This window comes from Mycobacterium sp. NGS51 (assembly GCF_059812525.1).
Genome location: NZ_JCALCV010000005.1, coordinates 20,305 through 38,457 on the forward strand (window position 1 = coordinate 20,305; position 18,153 = coordinate 38,457).

Consider the following 18,153-nt stretch of genomic DNA (forward strand, 5'->3'; position numbering starts at 1 on the left):
CGCGCTGCCCCGCATCGTCGCCGCGATAGGCTGGCGCGCGGCGTACAGCTCAGATCAGGGGACAGGATTTCAGTGACCGCAGAGACGGGTACCAAACCGGCTCCGTTGTTCTACGAAGCCGGCGCGAGCTGGCTGTGGGTGCTGGCCGGCCCGCTGTCGGCGGGCGCCATGCTGATGATCGAAAAGTCCAGCGGCTACGGCTGGCAGCTGCTGGTTCCGATGGTCTTTCTGGTGCTGGTGTCGGGCTTTGTCGGCCTGCAGGTGAAGGCTGCCCGGATTCATACGTCGGTCGAACTGACCACGCAGACGCTGCGGCAGGGCACCGAGACCATTCAGGTGGCCGACATCGTGCGGGTCTACCCGGATGCCGAGCATCCGCTGGTTTCGGAAAAGGAGTTGCAGCGCTGGCAGTCGGCGCGCGCGCTGGGTGAACTGATCGGCGTGCCGCGCGGCCGGGTGGGTATCGGGCTGCGGCTCACCGGGGGCCGCACGGCGCAGGCCTGGGCACGTCGGCACCGCTCGCTGCGGGCCGCGCTGACCCCGCTGGTCGAGGAGCGGGTCGGGCCGGCCGCCGAGGTCGATTCCGCCGACGAGGACGGATCAAGCTGGTGAGGGCCGGCGTCCGCGCCGTCGTCCAGCTCGCGCTGGCCGGCGCCGCGGTGCTGGGCTGCGCGCTGAGCTGGTCACAGGTGCGTTCGACAGTGGCAGTCGCGCCGATCCTGGACGGCCAGCCGGTCACCACCTCGGTGGTCTACGACCCGCCGCTGCTGTTGTTGACCCTGCTGCTGGCGACGCTCGCGGGGGTGCTGGCAGTGGTCGGAATCACCAACGTGCGACAGACCCGGCATACCCCGTAGGGGTATCCTTGACGGTATGACCACCACCGATCTCGACCTTCGCGGGATGAGCTGCGCGTCCTGCGCGGCGCGAATCGAGCGTGGTCTCAACGAGCTCGACGGCGTCCGCGCCACGGTGAACTTCGCCGTCGAGCGCGCCCACGTCGAACACGACTCCGTCGTCTCACCCGATGACCTCATCCGCGCCGTCGAGTCGGCCGGCTACCAGGCTTCGGTGGCCAGCGAGCACGCCCATCACCACGAAGACGTCCCCGAGAGCCAGCTGCGGGCGCGGCTGACCGCTTCGACGGTGCTGGCGATCCCGGTGGTGGCGCTGTCGATGGTGATGGCCTGGCAGTTCGCGGGCTGGCAGTGGCTGGTGTTCGCGCTGACCACCCCGATCGTGGTGTGGGGCGGTTACCCCTTCCACCGCGCCGCGCTGCAAAGCGCCCGGCACGGCGCATCGACCATGGACACGTTGGTGTCGCTGGGCACGCTGGCCGCCTACCTGTGGTCGGCGCTGGCGGTACTGCGCGGCTCGGGCCACGTGTACTTCGAGGTGGCGGCCGCAGTCACGGTGTTCCTGCTGGCCGGCCGCTTCGCCGAGTCGCGGGCCAAGCGCTCGGCCGGCGCGGCGCTGCGAGCATTGCTGGATCTGGGCGCCAAGGACGCCGCGGTCCTGCGCGACGGCGTCGAGGTCCGGTTGCCACTCTCAGAGCTGCACGTCGGAGACGTTTTCGTGGTTCGCCCCGGGGAGCGCATCGCGACCGACGGGGTGGTTGTCGACGGCGCCTCGGCGTTGGACACCTCGGCAATGACCGGGGAGCCCACGCCCGTCGACATCACCGTCGGCGACGACGTACTCGGCGGCGCACTGAACACCTACGGCCGTGTGCTGGTCCGCGCGGTCAAGGTCGGTGCCGACACCCAGCTGGCCCGGATGGCCCAGCTGGTGGCCGACGCGCAAAACGGCAAGGCGTCCATCCAGCGGTTGGCCGACCGGGTCTCGGCGGTGTTCGTGCCGGCGGTGTTGGTGCTCGCGGCGCTGACCCTGGCCGGTTGGCTGGTGGCTGGTCAGCCCGCCGCGGCGGCATTCACCGCGGCCGTGGCGGTGCTGATCATCGCCTGCCCGTGCGCGCTGGGGCTGGCCACCCCGACCGCCATCCTGGTCGGCACCGGGCGCGGCGCCCAACTGGGCATCCTGATCAAGGACCCGCACGTGCTCGAGACCGTCACCGGCATCGACACCGTGGTGCTGGACAAGACCGGCACCGTCACCACCGGCGTGATGACCGTCGATGCCGTGGAGCCCGCACCGGGCGAGGACGCCGAGGTGGTGTTGGCCCGCGCGGCGGCCGTCGAAGCGGCGTCTGAACATCCGGTGGCCGCCGCCATCGTGGCCGCTGCCGACGACCGGGTTCTGTCGCCGGTTACCAACTTCGTCAACGATCCCGGCACCGGTGTCCACGGCGATGTCGACGGGGTGACCGTCAGCGTGGCCAAGGCGCAGGAGTGCGACGGGCGCACCAGCGTCGAAGTCCGCTGGGACAACCGAGTGCGCGGCACTATCCGCCTGGCAGACGACGTGAAACCAAGCAGCGCACAGGCGATTTCGCAGCTGCGACAGATGGGTATCCGCCCGCTGCTGCTCACCGGCGACAACGCTGCCGTCGCGCGCCGGGTGGCCGCTGAGGTCGGCATCGACGCCGCCGACGTGATCGCCGGGGTGCTGCCGACCGGCAAGGCCGACGCCGTCAAGGCCCTGCAGGCAGAGGGCGCACGGGTGGCGATGGTCGGCGACGGCGTCAACGACTCGGTGGCGCTGGCCACCGCCGACATCGGCATGGCGATGGGCACCGGCACCGACGCGGCGATCGAAGCCGGTGATGTGACGCTGGTGCGGGGCGATCTGCGCACGGTGCCGACGGCGCTGCGACTGTCGGCGCGCACCCTACGCACCATCCGGATGAACCTGTTCTGGGCGTTCGGCTACAACGTGGCGGCGCTGCCTTTGGCGGCGCTGGGCCTGCTCAATCCGATGATCGCCGGCGCGGCGATGGCGTGCTCGTCGGTGTTGGTGGTGGCAAACAGCTTGCGGCTGCGGCGATTCGGCCGCTGACGGCTAAAACGTCGCGACTCTTAGCAAAAGTCCGGATTCCCGGAATTGTCGGATGCAATCCAATTGTCTGTGTGATCATCGCGGCTACTGGCCATTTGCCACCGGGATAACCTCGGCGACGAAACGGATTTAGGGAGGAATTCAGTGAATTCTGTACGGTTTTCTGGTGTTCGTCGCGGTGTTGCTAAGGCGGCGGTCGTGGGTGCTTTGGTCGCCGCGCCCGCCATCGCGGCGGTAGCCCCGGCGGGCGCCGATCCTGCCGACCCCGACCCGTTCAGCCCGTCCGACTGCATTGCGAACGCGAGCGCCATGTGCAATGCCGGTCCCTATGGCCCCAACAGTCTTACTAATCCAGCGAACATCAATAGCCCGTTGAATCCGGACAGCCCGTTGAATCCGGACAGCCCGTTGAATCCCGCTAGTCCGATGGACCCGGATAATCCGGCGAATCCGATGAGTCCGATGAACCCGATGAACCCGATGAGTCCGATGAACCCGATAAACACCGGCACCCCCGGCCAAATCTGATCGACATCGGGTCAGGAGTCCAGCCAGGCCAACTCATCCGGTAGGTGCTGGTGCCAAAAGTCCACGTCGTGTCCGCCCGGATAGAACCCGCCTGCCGGCGGCGTGGGTAGTTGATTGACGAATTGCTGGGTCGCGACGTAGAAGCCGTCGCCGGTGCCGCAATCGATGCGCAGCGGGATTGACCCCAGTTGCGGCGGCAGGCTCAACGCCGAGTTCTTGCGCCAGTCGTCGAGACTGTCGAAGGCGTCATGGGGCGCACCCCAATACGTCATATACAGCGCCGGGCTGATCGCACAGATCGCCGCGGTGCGCGCCGGACCCAACCGGGAGCCCAACAGCAGCGCGCCGTAGCCGCCCATCGACCACCCCATGAAGGCCACCCGCGTGGTGTCGATGTTCTTGGTAGCCAACATCGGGATCAGTTCGTTCAACACCATCGCCCCGGAATCCTGCCCTGAGGCCCGCCGGCGCCAGAAGGAGTTTCCGCCGTCGACACTGATGACGGCGAACGGCGGGCGGCCGGATGCGACCAATCGCGCCAACGCATCTTCGACACCGAGGCCCATCACGCCCGCGGCGTCGCTGTCCATCCCGTGCAGGGCAATCACCGGACGCAACACGCCGGTCTGGCCCGGCGGGCGGGCGATGATCCAGTTGGTCTGGATGCCGCCGCGGGCCGCGGAGATGAACGAACCGGACTCCCGGGTGGGCAGCGGGCTTGCCGCCGAGGCGGGTGGTTCCACCGGGTCAGGCAACGCGCGGGGCTTCGGCGGATCGAGTAGGGCTCCCAACGCCAACAGCCCCGCGGCACCCGTTCCCGCGGCCGCGCCGGTGACACCCAGACGCAGCGCCTGTCGGCGGGTCAGCGATTTCACCAGCGCATCATGCCAAGCAGACGAGTGCGGCAGGTATCGGTGCGCCACACTATCCGGCCACAGCCCGATAACGGCCCCACACTGGCTGGGGATGGTCCGGGACCGGGGTTGGTACAAAGTTCAAAATATGTAACACTGTTTCACATGACCGAACTCAAAGAGCCCGCTGCGTCCGGCCCGGCGACGGATCTGCCGTTGGGGCCGCAGTCGCTGGTGTGGCGCTACTTCGGCGACAACCGGATGTTCCTGATCGGTCCGCGGCCCGCGGTGCTGCAGAACATGCTCGCCGAACTCGGGCAGGGCGTGCTGGATCATTCGGTGTTCTTTTCCGACACCGCCGCCCGGGTCAAACGGTCGCTGCCACCGATCTTCATGACCGTCTACGGCGCCGACGACGACCACCCCGGCCAACAGGTGCGCGATTTCCACCACGAGATCAAAGGCGAAATGCCGAGCGGGGAGCGCTACCACGCGCTGGATCCGGAGACCTATTACTGGGCGCACGCCACCTTCGTCGAGCAGGTGCTGTACTTCGCCGACACTTTCGTCAAGCGCCTCACTGACGAGGAAAAACAGCAGATCTACGCCGAGTCGAAGACCTGGTATCGCCGATACGGCGTCAGCGACCGACCGATGCCGACCGACTACGCAGAGTTCCAGCGGTATTGGGACGACATGCTCGACAATGTCGTCGTCGCGCACAAGACCGCCAAGTACGGCGTCGGTTATGTCACCAAAGGCTTCCCGCGCCCCAAAGGCGTGCCGCCACAAGTGTGGCGGGTGATGTCGGTGGCGTTCAACCCGCTCGCGGCGTTCCTGACGACCGGCGGCCTGCCGCCGCGGGCCCGCGCCCTGCTGGAGCTGCCGTGGAGCGAGCGCCAGGAGCGCCGTTACCAGCGCTTCGCCGCGGTGTGGCGCTCGCGGCCGGTCAACTGGTTGTGGGATCATCTGCCGATGCGGTTGCGCTACAACAGGTTTGCTCAGGCGGGGTATGCCCGCTGACAACGCTGATCCAGCGACCCGCGCCATCCTCGACGCCGCCGTTGTCGAGTTCGGCCAGCATGGCTTTCGCCGGGTCGCGCTCGACGAGGTAGCCCGCCGTGCCCGGGTCAGCCGCACCACGATCTACCGCCGCTTCGCCGGCCGCGACGAGCTGGTCGCCGCCGTCATCGACCGGGAAAACGCGGTGCTGTTCGCCGACATCGCTGCTGAATTGAAAAGCATTCGGCCACAGTCGAACTACTATGTCGAGGCGTTCACACTGTCGATTTTGCGGTTCCGCCAGCATCGGGTGCTGACCCGGATGATCGCCGACGAGCCCGGCCTGATGCTCGAGTTGGCCCACCAGCACTGGGCCGCGGCAGTCGAGCGGATGGCAGCCGCGTTGCGGGTGATCTTCCCCGAGGGGTTCGCCGAGCGCATCGGCGCCCGGGCCGTCGACGAGTTAGCCGACACCATCCTGCGTTACGCGGCGCTGGTGCTGCTGCTGCCCAGCAGCCATCCACTGGAAACCGCCGACGACATCCGCGGCTTTGCCACCGAGCATTTTCTGCCCAGCCTGCCGGCTGCGCTGCGCGCCGTGCCGGTGTAGATCCGGCGACACGCGCCATAACTACCACGCCCGGCTATCACCGCGGGTTAGGTACTGGGTGGGTACTTAACCGGTGCACGCGGGTGCAGGACCCACATCTCAGAGGAGGAGAGCAGATGTCGTTCGTGACCACTCAGCCGGAAATGTTGACAGCGGCCGCCGGGAACCTAACTGGTATCGGCTCGGCAATGGCCGCCCAGAACGCGGCCGCCGCCGCTCCCACCACGGTGGTGCCTGCCGCTGCCGATGAGGTATCGGCAGCGGTGGCAGCGCAGTTCGCCGCCCATGCCGCCAGCTACCAGGCGGTCAGTGCCCAGGCGGCCGCGGTACACGACATGTTCGTGGCCACGTTGGGCGCCAGTGCGGGTGCATACACTGCCACCGAATCGGCCAACGCCGTGGCTGCGGGCTGACGGAGTTGCGAGATGAACTTCGCAGCGTTACCACCCGAAATCAACTCGGCAAGAATATATTCCGGTCCCGGCCCGGCGCCAATGCTGGCCGCCGCGGCGGCCTGGGGCGGGGTTGCCGCTGAACTCAATACGGCGGCAACCTCTTACGAAGCGGTTGTTTTCGAGCTGGCGGGAGGCTCCTGGCTGGGACCTGCGTCGGCCTCGATGGCAGCCGCGGCCGCGGCCTACGTGGCATGGCTGCGCGCCACCGCCGGGCAGGCCGAGCTGTCGGCCACCCAGGCCAATGCGGCCGCGGCCGCCTACGAGGCAGCGTTTGTCGCGACCGTGCCCCCACCGGTGATCGCGGCCAACCGCGCTCAACTGATGATGCTGATCGCGACCAACCTGTTAGGACAGAACACCTCGGCGATCGCGGCCACCGAAGCCCTCTACGGCGAAATGTGGGCCCAGGACGCGACGGCAATGTATGGCTACGCCGCTTCATCGGCGGCCGCCTCCAGGTTGGCGCCGTTCACCGCGCCGCTGCAGAACAGCAATCCGGCCGGTCCGGCCGCCCCGGTCACCTCGGTCGTCGGCACGTCGGCAGTGACGAACACGCAGGCGACAGTGTCTCAGCTGGCCTCGGTGGCGCCCGCCGCCGTGCAGCCGTTGCAAGCACTGCCCCCGGGCTTCGGTGATCTTGCGGACGTTGTGGGCGTTGTGGAGGGTCTGAGCATCACGCCGGCAGGAGCAGCCTTGTCGGCGGTTGGTATAGCCGTGGCAGGCGCGGCGTTTCAGGCGGCGTCGATGGATAGTCAAGAGATCCTCGCCGAACAGGATTTTCTATCGGACGAGCACGACGAGATCTTGAACGCGATCCGCCAGTCGCGAACGGCGGCGGTGACGGGCTCGAGCGGCGCGACGCCGGTGACGGGAGCCATGGGCCGGGCAGTCCCAGTCGGCGGGTTGTCGGTGCCGGCGAGCTGGGCGGCGGCTGCCCCGGAGATACGCGCGGCCGGCTATGCGTTGTCGGCCACCAGTGCCGCTGCCGCGCCGACGGCGTTGGCGGGTAGCGCGGGAACCGCGTTCAGCGAGATGGCCCTCGCCGGCATGGGCGGGAGTGCACTGGCCGGTACGGTCGGCTCGGCTCGGGCCGAGCGTGCCGGGGTGGCGGCGGGTCGACGCGCGAAGCCGCCGCAGACCTCACCGGCCAGTCCGGTGACGTCACTTGCCAGCGACTTGCGCGAATTCGCCGCCCTTCACGACGAAGGAATCCTGACCGAGGAGGAATTCAACGAGCAGAAGCGCCGGCTGCTGAGTGCGGCTGGTGCGATGCCCGAACGCCCCCAAGCACTTCCGTGAATCTCCGGCACCCACTACGTCGCTGGCACGCGTTGTCTCACTTCCGCGAGTGATGGACGTCGTTGCCTGGGCAGTATGGGATAAGCAAAGCCCTGGTGCGCCGGGGGTGCCAGTGAGCTGCGCGGCTAACTCGATGCTTTGGGCCGTTCGACCTCAGCTAGCTAAGCTAGGCTACTGAAGTCCGCGCGGATACCATTGTTCGCGGCCCGCGGCGTCACTTAGCGAACAGCAAGACCGAATCTTGGCTTAGCGCTTCTAGACGCGCGACAGCCAGTTTGATGCCCGTGGCCAACCGCTCGACGTCGGGTGAGGCGTCATAATCGGCTGTGATACCAAACACCAGGTCGTCTGCGTAGCTCAGCACCGCGATACCGGTGCGCAATTGCAGCGCGATCGGGGGAACCGGCAGCAAGTGCGTCACCTTGCGACCCATCATTTGCAGCTGGCAGCGTGGTCCGGGAACATTGGTTGCCAACGTGACGATGCCGCGTTGTGGCAGCCGAGTGAGCATCCGAATGACCCAGGACGACAACATGAATGGGACCAAATTGGCCGCGGATAAAAACATGCTGCCAGCTTGCCGCTGCCCGCCCTGTTTGGCTCGGGTCAATCGAGTGTGCACGGTGCGTAACTGCTGGACCGGGTCGTGCTGTTCGACGGGCAGATACGGCAACACGACGGAAATGCGATTACCGGGCTTGTCCAGCGCGTCGGGCGCGCGCACCGATACCGGCACAAGGGTGCGCAGTGAGTCGGCGCGTGGCTGCTCTCCGCGGTGCAGCAAGACTGAGCGAAAGCCTTCGGTAATCGCTGCGAGCGCAACGTCATTGATGGTCACGTCGAATTTGCGGCATATCTGTTCGACGTCAGCGCGGGGGACCCGTACCGCGCTATAACGCCGCATCGCAGTGACAGGGCCGACCAGTGATGAGGCAGCGGCTGGCCGGATCAAGCTTCCGGCGATTTCGGCGGCACCGCTGACGGTTCGCGCAGCGGCATCCGTGACGCCGGTAGTAGCCCGCCAGAGGCTGCCAATCGGGTTGCGCGGGGCCAGATCCGGCGCTGGATGCAGATATGGCTGTGGTCTGGCGACCCTGTTCGGTCCCACGGGCGGTGCGAAAGCGTCGCCGTCGAGGCCATCACATAGCCGCGCAAGAATCCGGGTCGTCGAGATTCCGTCTGCCATGCAGTGGTGGATCTTCATCAGGAGCGCCCAGCGATTGCCCTTCAGGCCCTCGATGACCCAGCATTCCCACAACGGACGATCCCGGTCGAGACGGTGCTCTAACACATCAGCGACGACTTGGAACAGTTCGGGGTCATCGCCGGGCCGAGGCAGTGCGACCCGACGGACATGACGGGCGAGATCGAATCCGGGGTCGTCGACCCACTCGGGAGCGCCGATATCGAAGGCGTGGATCCGCAGCACCTGCGTGCACCGCGGTATCATCCGAATCCGGCCTCCCAGTAGATTTTTGAACTGAATGTAGTTGGGCGCGGACCCCTCGATGATGGCGATTCCACCGATCGCCAAACTCACGCGCCGATCCGAATCTTCCGCCATGAGGAAACCCGCATCGAGCGTTTTGAGTTGCTCCATGTCCACTCACCACCGTTCGCGTGCTGGAATTCGTACAAGTATTGCTCTGCGCCCGCTGCGATAGGTGGCGGCAAGATTAAATCGTGTAAACGACTGTGGTCCATTGTCTGACAATGCCGTTCACGAGCATCGGGCTAGATCGGCTGTGACTTAAGTGGTGTCATCGTCGGCTTGCCGCCTTTGACATGTACCGCGTGGATGCCCGGTCTTTGCCGCAGTTCAGCCAGAAGACCGTCGACGTGTTCAGGATCGGTGTGCCAGTGCTGAACACTTTCCGGCTTGTCCGCCATTTCGGCCACGATGCGTTGCAGTTTTTCCGGCGAGTCACCGTCTTTGAGGTCTTTGCGGTCTTTGGCCGGCGTGGCACCCCCTTTGGCACCGGCACCGGCTAGGCCGCGGGGCACCGCGGCGCCCAATGCGCCTCCGGCCATACCCGCCAAGGCCATTCCGCTGCACAGGCTTCCCTGGCTGACCGCGACTGCCGGGACGGCGTCGGTCGAGGCGCCCGACAACACCGCGGCCACCGTTCTGATCGCCGGGGTGGCCGCAGCCCAGCTCGGCGGAACCGCCAACCCGCCGACAGAGCCGGCCTGGCCGACACCCGCCGACACCGCGGATCCGGCCCCGACCAACCCCGCGGATCCCAGCGCAGACGCACCCGAACCGAGTCCCGCCCCCAGACTTGCCCCCGCCCCGGCGCCGGCTGCTTTTGCTACGTCTGATAAGGCCCGTCCCGGGATCACCAGACCCATGATGATGCTGATGAGGGTATCGTTGGCCGGCAGAATCGCTTTCGGGATCAGCTCCACATTGCCGGCGATCGTCGCCAACGGGGAGGAATTCAGGCTGCTGAGCAAACTCGTCAGCGACGAGAGCGCCGACGGTGGATCCCCCGCGGCGGCTGGAGCGGCCAGGCTTTGCAGCGCACCCGGTGTCGCTGAAGTCAGCTGTGATAGCACTGCTTGGGTATTCGTGCCGGTCGACGTGCCTACGGCCTGGGCAAGCGCGCCAGCCTGACTCGCTGTGCCGGCCGGGTTGGTGTTTTGTGAAGGCGGAGCGAACGGCGTCACCCTGGTCGCGGCCGCCGACTGGCCAGCGTAGCCGTACATCGCAGCCGAATCCTGAGCCCACATGCCGGCGTATTGGGCTTCGTTGGCCGCGATCGCCGTGGTGTTCTGGCCGAATATGTTGGTCGAAATCAGCGACGCCAGTTGAGCGCGGTTGGCTGCGACGACCGGCGGGGGCACCGTTGCGGCAAACGCGGTCTCGTATGCGGCCGCCGCAGCCCTGGTCTGGTTGGCGGTCTGCTCGGCTTCCGTTGCGGTGGTAGTCAGCCACGCCGCATACGGCGCGGCCGCGGCCACCATGCTCGCCGACGACGGACCCCGCCACGCAGTGCTCAGCCCCGAAACCGCCGAGGAGTAAGAGGCCGCGGTCGAGCGCAGTTCAACGGCTAACCCATCCCAGGCCGCCGCGGCGGCCAGCATCGATCCCGATCCGGGACCGACGTACATGCGAGCGGAGTTGATCTCAGGCGGCAACATTCCGTAATCCATTGCTATGCTCCTTGATTGGACGCGACCGCGTTAGCGGCTTTGGTCGTTGACAATGGTCTCGGATCGGCGGTAATCATTCGCCGGCCTCGGGTATGACGCCCTCGGGTATCACAAAGATGTTGGCTGTGGTAGCGGATTCTCCGACAGCAGCAGCGCCGCTCATGCCCGCGGACCTGGCAGCATTACCGCCGGTGCCCACAACGGCCCGTCCAGCCAGACCGGACAGAGCCATATTGCTGAACGGGCTTCCCCGGCCATCGGCCGCGAGCACCGCCGGAGCGGCGCTTAAGCTGCTTTCCGGCAGCAGCGCGGCGGCCGCCTTGACCGCTGGCGAAGCCGACGCCCAGCCTTGGGGCACCGACAATCCCCCGACGAGGCCGGCGCGTCCCATACCCGCTGATATCCCGCTCGCACTGGCAGAGCCCATCAGACGCGTTCCCGAACCGAGTTCGCCCTGCAGCAATCCTCCCGTGATCGGGGCTGGCAACTTGGACACCTTCTCAGCCGCGCCGGTCAGATTCGCCGCGGCTTGGGGCAGCAGGTAACTCTGAATACCAAGGAGATACGGGACCCCGCCAATGCTGAACAACCCCCCCGGCCCTAACGGCCCCGTGAGGAAACTGTCAATTGTCATGAACGCCGAGGGCGGATCGGCCGCGGCCGCGGGAGCCGCGGACGAAACGGGTGATGCGAGGCTTTGCAACGATTGCGGCACCGAGGAAAACAACTGTGGTAGCGCCTGCGCGTGCGTGCCGGCGGCTTGAGCGACCGCCGCGGCTTGCCCGGCGATCCCCGCCGGATTGGTGGTCGCTGGCGGCGGGTTGAACGGTGTAACTTGCGCGGCGGTCGCCGAAGCGCCGGCATAGCCATACATGGCTGCGGCATCTTGGGCCCACATTTCGGCGTAGTGGGCCTCGGTTGCCATAATCGCCGGAGTGTTCTGACCGAACAAATTCGTCGCGATCAGCGTCATCAACAGAGAACGATTGGCGGCGATCACCGGCGGGGGCACCGTTGCCGCGAACGCGGTTTCATAGGCGGCTGCCGCTGCCTTGGCCTGGTTGGCGCTCTGCTCGGCTTGCGCCGCTGTGGCATTCATCCACGCCACATACGGCGCTGCCGCACCCACCATCGACGCCGACGCCGGTCCCCGCCAGGACGCGCTCAGGCCGGCGATCACCGACTGATAAGACGACGCCGTCGAATCCAACTCCGCAGCAAGTCCGTCCCAGGCTGCCGCGGCGGCCAGCATCGGCCCGGGCCCCGGCCCGGTATACATTCGCCCGGAGTTGATCTCCGGGGGTAGCGCCCCGAAATCCATATCCCTAAACCTTTAGTTACTTGGCTGGCCGCGATAACAATTGCGGCCTCGGCGGCCCATAAAATGGGCCGGAACTAATCTCATTAACGGTCACCAACAACTCATAAACCGCGCTGCTGGCATTTCGGATTGGCGCGAACACCAAGGCCCTGGTGTGCTCAGACGGGTTGCCGCTAAACATGTTTCGGTGACTGCTGCTGCGCGGGCATTGTTCGTGTTACGCTGCGCCGCTTAGTCGCAAAGGCACCGCGCCGAGTGGCGGCGAGACGTGCTTACCGTGTCGACTTCGCCCACAACAAGCCGCTTGACAGTCAATCGAAATGGGTCGACGGGTGACACAAAGAGCGGCGCCGAACCGAGCTTCTGCGTTGGAAAGAATCTCCTCCGTGCCTCATCGGTGATCTGATCAGCTACGTTGAGCGCTCCGGCCGCAGTCGATCAAGAACGTTACGATCCCCTGCTACGCCATTGCCGATGCCTTCGGCGTGCTATATACGCGCCCACGCCTCGGTTGTGCCGAAGGGCGGCTTCCCAAGCGCGGCAGGCGTATTGGGTGGTTGGTTGAACGTGCGGAAGGGCTGGCCCACCTTGTGATTGCCACTGGCTTTGCCAACGGCTTTGCCGATCCAAGCGGCGCGCGCACGATAATGCGGCGACCGATACGGTCGGACTCCTTCTCAGCCGCTTGGAGGTCATAGGCGCGAAGTCGATTTCTGTGAGGCCGCCGTATGCTGCTCGGAATGCGTTGCGCCCGGTCGGCGCACATATCGCGTCCATGTCAGGACCGCGGCGGCGACATAAAAAGCGAGAAAAACCCAAAACGCCGACGTGTCGGTGCCGGTGCTCAGATACGACTGTCGCAGCGCCAGGTTGATACCGACGCCGCCGAGTGCGCCGAAGGCCGCAACGAATCCGATCACCGCACCCGACATGGCGCTCGACCAGTGACGGCGGTCGACTTCGCTGAGGTCCAGCGAGTGGCTGCGGGCGTCGAAGACCGACGGGATCATCTTGTACACCGACCCGTTGCCGATCCCAGCCAGGATGAACAGGAGCATGAAACCGGCGATGTAGCCGATCATGGTGGCGGCGGTGGTGGGGCCGGAGGTGTAGTCATCATTTGTACTGATGGCGACCAGCAGCCCGGCGGCCAGCACCATGGCGGCGAAGACCGCCAGAGTGACTCGGCTGCCGCCGAGGCGATCGGCCAGTCTGCCGCCATAAATTCGGGCCAACGAGCCCAGCGCCGGCCCGATGAAAGCGAACTCGGCGGCGTGCAGCGACGCCTGCGCTGCGCTTTGCCCGCCGGCCATAAAATTGATCTGCAGTACCTGGCCGAAAGCGAACGAGAAGCCGATCCACGAGCCGAACGTGCCCAGGTACAGCAGCGCGAGCATCCAGGTGTCTCGGTAGGACAGGATCGCCCGCAGGTGGCTCACGTCGGTGGCGTGCTCGAGGTTGTCCATGAACCGCGCTGCCCCGACCGCAACGATTGTCAGCAGCAACAGGTAAAGCCCGCACACCCAGTAAGGCTGGCGGTGCCCGGCGACGGCAATCACCACCAGCCCCACCAACTGGATCATCGGCACCCCGAGGTTGCCGGCCCCGGCGTTGAACCCCAGCGCGGCGCCTTTGACCCGATGCGGATAGAACGCATTGGTGTTCGTCAAAGATGCCGCGTAGTTGGCGCCGCCGCACCCGGTCAGCGTGGCGCACACCAAGTATGGCCACAGCGGCAGGCCGGGGTGTGCCAGCAGTACGACCGTGCCGATGGTGGGGATGAACAGCACCAGGATCGAAAACACCGTCCAGTTGCGGCCACCGAAAGTTGAAATGCCCAACGAATAGGGGATCCGCAGGCACGCCGCGACGAAGGTCGCGGTGGCGCCGAGCAGGAACTTGTCGGCCGCGGAAAAGCCGTATTCGTTTTGGGGCATGAACAGCACCATCACCGGCCACAGCGTCCAGACCCCGAAGGCAATATGATCACACGCGACAATCCACAGCAGGTTGCGCCGGGCGATGGCTTTGTTACCGGCCTCCCAGGCCACAGCGTTTTCAGGATCCCAGTACGAAATGCAACGCGAACGGGCCATGCACTCTTCACCTTTCCGACACGATGTGCTTGATAAGTGGGACTTCGCGGGATAGCACTTATCGGAACAGCAGGCCGCGTTTTCGACGGTCCGTTTGCGACTGTGGCAGCTGGCGGCGGCGCGGTAGCAGACCCGAATACGTTCTGGCCAAGCCTGTTTCAGACGATAATGGTCTATACCCCCCGGTCACATCATGATGCGGACCAAAGCTGCGCCCAGGGCTTGGATTGAAACAGCTGGTGCCAGAAGACATTGGCCTTTGACCTTGCGATGTCTGACTCATCGTTTCCTCGCGGTGACGAGTAGGTACTCCCAACGCATCACGCCACCGGCGAGGTGCCGGCGGGCGAGTTCAACAAGTTGCGCGTCCAGTGCGGCGACCAACACGGGATTGTCGCCGATATGGTGGTAGGCGCTGATCGTGGGACCGTAGTGTTTCTTGAAGTAGTCGTGGACCGCCTCGGCGCTGCCGAACCGATCGACCGTCAACGTTTCCCGCCGTGTGCTGATATCGCTGACTCGGTCTCCCAGCAGCCCAGCGATATAGTCCTCACGTCCCCACAACGCCGCCAAAGGCACACCCGGCAGCAGGGTCGGTCTGTACGGCCTGATGGCGGCGAGCATCTGGCCGAAAAATCCGTCCGGTGTCCAATTGATCAGCCCGATCGTCCCGCCGGGCCGACAAACCCGGACCAACTCGTCGGCGGCGCACCGATGATGCGGCGCGAACATCACACCGATGGCCGATAGCACAGCGTCGAACTCGCCGTCGCCAAATGGCAGCGCTTCGGCATTGGCTTCCCGCCAGTTGAGCAATACACCCTGTTCGGCGGCCCGCAGTCGGGAGCGCTGCAGCAGCTCCGGTGTCAAGTCGCTGGAAACGACGTGGGCACCTGCCTTGGCGGCCGGGATCGAAATGTTGCCGGATCCGGCGGCCACGTCGAGCACCCGATCGCCCGGACCGATCCCCGTGGCGCCGACCAGCACTGGGCCCAGCGGGGCCATCACCTCCTCGGCCATTAAGGCGTAGTCGCCCATCGCCCACACCGTTCGGTGTGTGGCCGCCATGGTGTGGTCCTCGCCGGCGGCGCGGGTGTCGATGCTCATACAAAACCTCCCGAGAAAGAGGAAGGGGCGGGTAATTCCGACATCGTCGTCGATGGTCGCAGCGGGCAATCGTGCGAACCGCTCGATCATGCTCTGCAACTACAGTACTACCAGGAAATAGTTGATGTTTACTATAGTTGACACCTGCTAAACTGCTGGACAACAGCTGTCAATCGGGACCGAACGGGAGGGAAAGCCGAACAAATGGCCCCCGAAAGCGCGACCGCCACCGGCGAGTCACTCGACGCGATCACCGACGCGTTGTTGACGGCGTCGCGGCTGCTGGTGGCCATCGCGGCCCACTCAATCGCTCAGGTTGACGAGAGCATCACCATCGCGCAGTACCGCACCCTGGTGATCTTGTCCAACCGCGGCCCGATCAATCTCGCCACCCTGGCTGGTGTGCTGGGGGTGCAACCGTCGGCCATGGGCCGGATGGTCGAGCGACTCGTCGGAGCCGGGCTGATCGATCGGCTGCCGCATCCGACCTCGCGGCGCGAGCTGGTGGCCGTGCTCACCGAGCGCGGGCGCGAGGTCGTCGAGCGAGTCACCGCCCACCGGCGCGTCGAGCTCGCCCGCATTGTCGAAAAAATGCCCCCTCCTGAACGTCACGGGCTCGTGCGCGCCCTGACGGCGTTCACCACCGCCGGGGGCGAGCCCGCGGCACACATCTTCGTTGGTTCGTAGGCCCACCGCCGGGGTCTGGTGCGATGCCCGAACGCCCCCAAGCACTTCCGTGAATATTGCGATAGGTCCGTAATAGCGGCTCCTGTCATGTTGCCTGCTGCTCCGCAGCGCGGCAATTTCGGATTCCGACGTCTGCGCGCCGCGCCGATGTGAGCGGCGACGGGTGTTAGCGTCCGCTAATGCTGCAGACCCCCACCCGATCCAGCGTGAGCACAAGCTCGACGCTGCCCCACGGGTTGTCGCAGCGGCAGCTCAACATGATCGCGATCGGCGGGGTGATCGGCGCGGGCTTGTTCATCGGTTCCGGTGTGGTGATCAGTGCAACCGGCCCAGCGACGTTTGTGACCTATGCGCTCGCCGGGGTGCTGATCGTGTTGGTGATGCGGATGCTCGGGGAGATGGCCACCGCCAACCCGTCAACCGGGTCGTTTGCCGACTATGCGCGGCAGGCTCTGGGGGGCTGGGCAGGGTTTTCGGTGGGCTGGCTGTATTGGTACTCCTGGGTGATCGTGGTGGGTTTCGAGGCCGTCGCGGGCGGAAAAGTCCTCGGCTACTGGATCAATGCCCCGCTGTGGGTGTTGTCGCTGATCCTGATGGTGACGATGACCGCGACGAACTTGTTCTCGGTGGCATCGTTCGGCGAGTTCGAATTCTGGTTCGCCGGAATCAAAGTCGCGACCGTTACCGTCTTCATTGGGCTGGGCACACTTTTCGTCACCGGTATGTGGCCGCACCATCACATGGATTTCGGCCACCTCACCGCTCACGGCGGTTTCTTCCCGACCGGTGTGGGCTCCGTCGTCGCCGCTGCCGCAGTAGTGGTTTCGGCGATGACCGGCGCCGAGGTCGCCACCATCGCCGCCGCAGAAACCCCCAATCCGGCCCGCGCGGTGCGCCGCGCGACCAACACCGTCGTGGTCCGCATCCTGATTTTTTACGTCGGCTCGGTCTTTCTGCTCGCCGCAATCCTGCCCTGGAACTCCCTCGAACCCGGTACCTCGCCCTACATCGGCGCGCTCACCGCGATGGGCATCCATGGCGCCGGTCATCTGGTGAACGCGGTCATCCTCACCGCGGTGCTGTCGTGTCTGAACTCGGGGCTGTACACGGCATCTCGCATGCTGTTCGTGCTCGCCGCCCACCACGAGGCACCACTGCAGTTGGTCAAGGTCGGCCGGCGCGGCGTCCCGGCAACCGCCATCTTGTTCTCGTCGGTGGTGGGTTTCTTGTCCGTGCTGATGGCCTGGATCGCCCCGGACACCGTGTTCGACTTCCTGCTGAAATCGTCGGGAGCGATCGTTCTTTTCGTGTACCTGCTGATCGCGCTGTCCCAGATTGTCCTGCGCCGCCGGACATCGCCGGACAAGCTTCGGGTCAGGATGTGGTGCTTCCCGGTGCTGTCGATCCTCACCGTTGTCGGCATCGTTGCGGTGCTCGTGCAGATGGCGTTCGACGACGGCGCCCGCGCGCAGCTGTGGCTGGGCCTGTTGTCCTGGGTGGTCGTCCTGGTGTTGTACTTCCTGCCCAGATTCTGGCGCCGGCCCACACAGCTTGATGCCGGCGGTCCACCAACCGGCAAAGCCACCCGGGTTTTGGTGCTGGCGAACAAAAACGTCTCCGGCAGTGAGCTTTTCGACGCGCTGCGGCGGGTGGATACCAAGCGGCGAGCCGAATATTTCGTCTGTGTGCCGGCAAGCCCTGCCGACACCGGCCAAGCTGGGAACACCGGTCCGGTCTATGTGATGAACGCGACCGTGCAAGCCGCGCAACAACGACTGGACGCCATCCTGACCGAAATGCGCGACATCGGACTGTCGGCCGGCGGCGAACTCGGCGACTACCGTCCGCTACGTGCGCTGGCCAGTGCGGTGCAGAGCTTCGGCCCGGACCAGTTGGTCATCGCCGAAGGCCGGCAGTCCTGGCTGCGGCTGGGCCTGGTGGACAAGGCTCGCTCGACGCATCCGATTCCGGTCACTCATGTGGTGTCCCGACAGCCGGTCCCGTCAGGCCACCTGCCCGCCGGCTTCGCGGTCCAATAGATCTAGCTGGTGCAGATCGGCGACGTATTTGTCGATCAACGTCT

At 65.7% G+C, this 18,153-nt stretch carries 16 protein-coding genes; 10 read left to right on the forward strand and 6 right to left on the reverse strand.

The genetic code is table 11. The features are described 5' to 3' along the window. Nucleotides 1-72 precede the first annotated feature (72 nt). From mce1N to AC5Y5W_RS07920, 4 genes are all read left to right on the forward strand, one after another. Nucleotides 73-612, forward strand: coding sequence for a transport-regulating membrane protein Mce1N (gene mce1N, locus AC5Y5W_RS07905; RefSeq protein ID WP_500011301.1), 540 nt, complete (start codon nt 73-75; stop codon nt 610-612). After that, nucleotides 609-857, forward strand: coding sequence for a hypothetical protein (locus tag AC5Y5W_RS07910; protein ID WP_500011299.1), 249 nt, complete (start codon nt 609-611; stop codon nt 855-857). Before mce1N ends, AC5Y5W_RS07910 begins: the two co-directional genes overlap by 4 nt. Before the next feature lie 16 nt (nt 858-873). Then, nucleotides 874-2,955: a heavy metal translocating P-type ATPase gene (locus AC5Y5W_RS07915; RefSeq protein ID WP_500011297.1), complete on the forward strand. Its 2,082-nt coding sequence runs from the start codon at nt 874-876 to the stop codon at nt 2,953-2,955. A gap of 198 nt (nt 2,956-3,153) precedes the next feature. Then, nucleotides 3,154-3,483: a hypothetical protein gene (locus AC5Y5W_RS07920; protein ID WP_500011295.1), complete on the forward strand. Its 330-nt coding sequence runs from the start codon at nt 3,154-3,156 to the stop codon at nt 3,481-3,483. An 11-nt stretch (nt 3,484-3,494) separates the two neighbouring features. On the opposite strand, the gene AC5Y5W_RS07925 is transcribed toward AC5Y5W_RS07920, so the two are convergent. Further along, nucleotides 3,495-4,358, reverse strand: a complete 864-nt coding sequence (locus AC5Y5W_RS07925; RefSeq protein ID WP_500011293.1) for an alpha/beta hydrolase — start codon at nt 4,356-4,358, stop codon at nt 3,495-3,497. A gap of 144 nt (nt 4,359-4,502) precedes the next feature. On the opposite strand from AC5Y5W_RS07925, the gene AC5Y5W_RS07930 reads away from it, so the two are divergent. From AC5Y5W_RS07930 to AC5Y5W_RS07945, 4 genes are all read left to right on the forward strand, one after another. Then, entirely contained in the window at nt 4,503-5,360 is an 858-nt protein-coding gene (locus AC5Y5W_RS07930; RefSeq protein ID WP_500011292.1) for an oxygenase MpaB family protein, read from the forward strand. Then, nucleotides 5,350-5,949 (forward strand): TetR/AcrR family transcriptional regulator, encoded by a 600-nt coding sequence (locus tag AC5Y5W_RS07935; protein WP_500011290.1) that lies wholly within the window; start codon nt 5,350-5,352, stop codon nt 5,947-5,949. Before AC5Y5W_RS07930 ends, AC5Y5W_RS07935 begins: the two co-directional genes overlap by 11 nt. Before the next feature lie 116 nt (nt 5,950-6,065). Further along, on the forward strand, nt 6,066-6,362 hold the full coding sequence (locus AC5Y5W_RS07940) for a PE family protein (RefSeq protein ID WP_500011288.1): 297 nt from the start codon (nt 6,066-6,068) through the stop codon (nt 6,360-6,362). A 12-nt stretch (nt 6,363-6,374) separates the two neighbouring features. Continuing rightward, nucleotides 6,375-7,703 carry a PPE family protein, SVP subgroup gene (locus AC5Y5W_RS07945; protein WP_500011287.1) on the forward strand — a complete coding sequence of 443 codons (1,329 nt, stop codon included), beginning with the start codon at nt 6,375-6,377 and terminating at the stop codon, nt 7,701-7,703. Nucleotides 7,704-7,917: 214 nt separating this feature from the next. Here the strand turns inward: AC5Y5W_RS07945 and AC5Y5W_RS07950 are convergent, their stop codons facing one another. The 5 genes from AC5Y5W_RS07950 to AC5Y5W_RS07970 all read right to left on the reverse strand — a co-directional run bounded on the left by AC5Y5W_RS07950 (nt 7,918) and on the right by AC5Y5W_RS07970 (nt 15,383). Next, nucleotides 7,918-9,303 (reverse strand): WS/DGAT/MGAT family O-acyltransferase, encoded by a 1,386-nt coding sequence (locus AC5Y5W_RS07950; protein WP_500011285.1) that lies wholly within the window; start codon nt 9,301-9,303, stop codon nt 7,918-7,920. Between the two features lie 134 nt (nt 9,304-9,437). Continuing rightward, complete coding sequence (locus AC5Y5W_RS07955; protein WP_500011283.1) at nt 9,438-10,859, reverse strand: PPE family protein; 1,422 nt, start codon at nt 10,857-10,859, stop codon at nt 9,438-9,440. A gap of 73 nt (nt 10,860-10,932) precedes the next feature. Further along, on the reverse strand, nt 10,933-12,180 hold the full coding sequence (locus AC5Y5W_RS07960) for a PPE family protein (RefSeq protein ID WP_500011281.1): 1,248 nt from the start codon (nt 12,178-12,180) through the stop codon (nt 10,933-10,935). A gap of 692 nt (nt 12,181-12,872) precedes the next feature. After that, nucleotides 12,873-14,276 carry a nitrate/nitrite transporter gene (locus AC5Y5W_RS07965; protein WP_500011279.1) on the reverse strand — a complete coding sequence of 468 codons (1,404 nt, stop codon included), beginning with the start codon at nt 14,274-14,276 and terminating at the stop codon, nt 12,873-12,875. A 279-nt stretch (nt 14,277-14,555) separates the two neighbouring features. Beyond that, nucleotides 14,556-15,383, reverse strand: a complete 828-nt coding sequence (locus AC5Y5W_RS07970) for a class I SAM-dependent methyltransferase (protein WP_500011277.1) — start codon at nt 15,381-15,383, stop codon at nt 14,556-14,558. Nucleotides 15,384-15,587: 204 nt separating this feature from the next. Here AC5Y5W_RS07970 and AC5Y5W_RS07975 point away from each other — a divergent pair, with 204 nt between their 5' ends. Together AC5Y5W_RS07975 and AC5Y5W_RS07980 are read left to right on the forward strand one after the other, a co-directional pair. Next, on the forward strand, nt 15,588-16,070 hold the full coding sequence (locus AC5Y5W_RS07975) for a MarR family transcriptional regulator (RefSeq protein WP_500011275.1): 483 nt from the start codon (nt 15,588-15,590) through the stop codon (nt 16,068-16,070). Nucleotides 16,071-16,276: 206 nt separating this feature from the next. Further along, entirely contained in the window at nt 16,277-18,109 is a 1,833-nt protein-coding gene (locus tag AC5Y5W_RS07980; protein WP_500011491.1) for an amino acid permease, read from the forward strand. The last annotated feature ends 44 nt before the right edge of the window (nt 18,110-18,153 follow it).

Bases quoted from the DNA above. Each gene is read 5' to 3' on its own strand.
- AC5Y5W_RS07915 (WP_500011297.1), top strand. From the start codon at position 874: ATGACCACCACCGATCTCGACCTTCGCGGGATGAGCTGCGCGTCCTGC.
- AC5Y5W_RS07930 (WP_500011292.1), top strand. From the start codon at position 4,503: ATGACCGAACTCAAAGAGCCCGCTGCGTCCGGCCCGGCGACGGATCTG.
- AC5Y5W_RS07950 (WP_500011285.1), bottom strand. From the start codon at position 9,303: ATGGAGCAACTCAAAACGCTCGATGCGGGTTTCCTCATGGCGGAAGAT.
- AC5Y5W_RS07945 (WP_500011287.1), top strand. From the start codon at position 6,375: ATGAACTTCGCAGCGTTACCACCCGAAATCAACTCGGCAAGAATATAT.
- AC5Y5W_RS07955 (WP_500011283.1), bottom strand. From the start codon at position 10,859: ATGGATTACGGAATGTTGCCGCCTGAGATCAACTCCGCTCGCATGTAC.
- AC5Y5W_RS07940 (WP_500011288.1), top strand. From the start codon at position 6,066: ATGTCGTTCGTGACCACTCAGCCGGAAATGTTGACAGCGGCCGCCGGG.
- AC5Y5W_RS07935 (WP_500011290.1), top strand. From the start codon at position 5,350: ATGCCCGCTGACAACGCTGATCCAGCGACCCGCGCCATCCTCGACGCC.
- AC5Y5W_RS07960 (WP_500011281.1), bottom strand. From the start codon at position 12,180: ATGGATTTCGGGGCGCTACCCCCGGAGATCAACTCCGGGCGAATGTAT.
- AC5Y5W_RS07975 (WP_500011275.1), top strand. From the start codon at position 15,588: ATGGCCCCCGAAAGCGCGACCGCCACCGGCGAGTCACTCGACGCGATC.
- AC5Y5W_RS07965 (WP_500011279.1), bottom strand. From the start codon at position 14,276: ATGGCCCGTTCGCGTTGCATTTCGTACTGGGATCCTGAAAACGCTGTG.
- AC5Y5W_RS07970 (WP_500011277.1), bottom strand. From the start codon at position 15,383: ATGAGCATCGACACCCGCGCCGCCGGCGAGGACCACACCATGGCGGCC.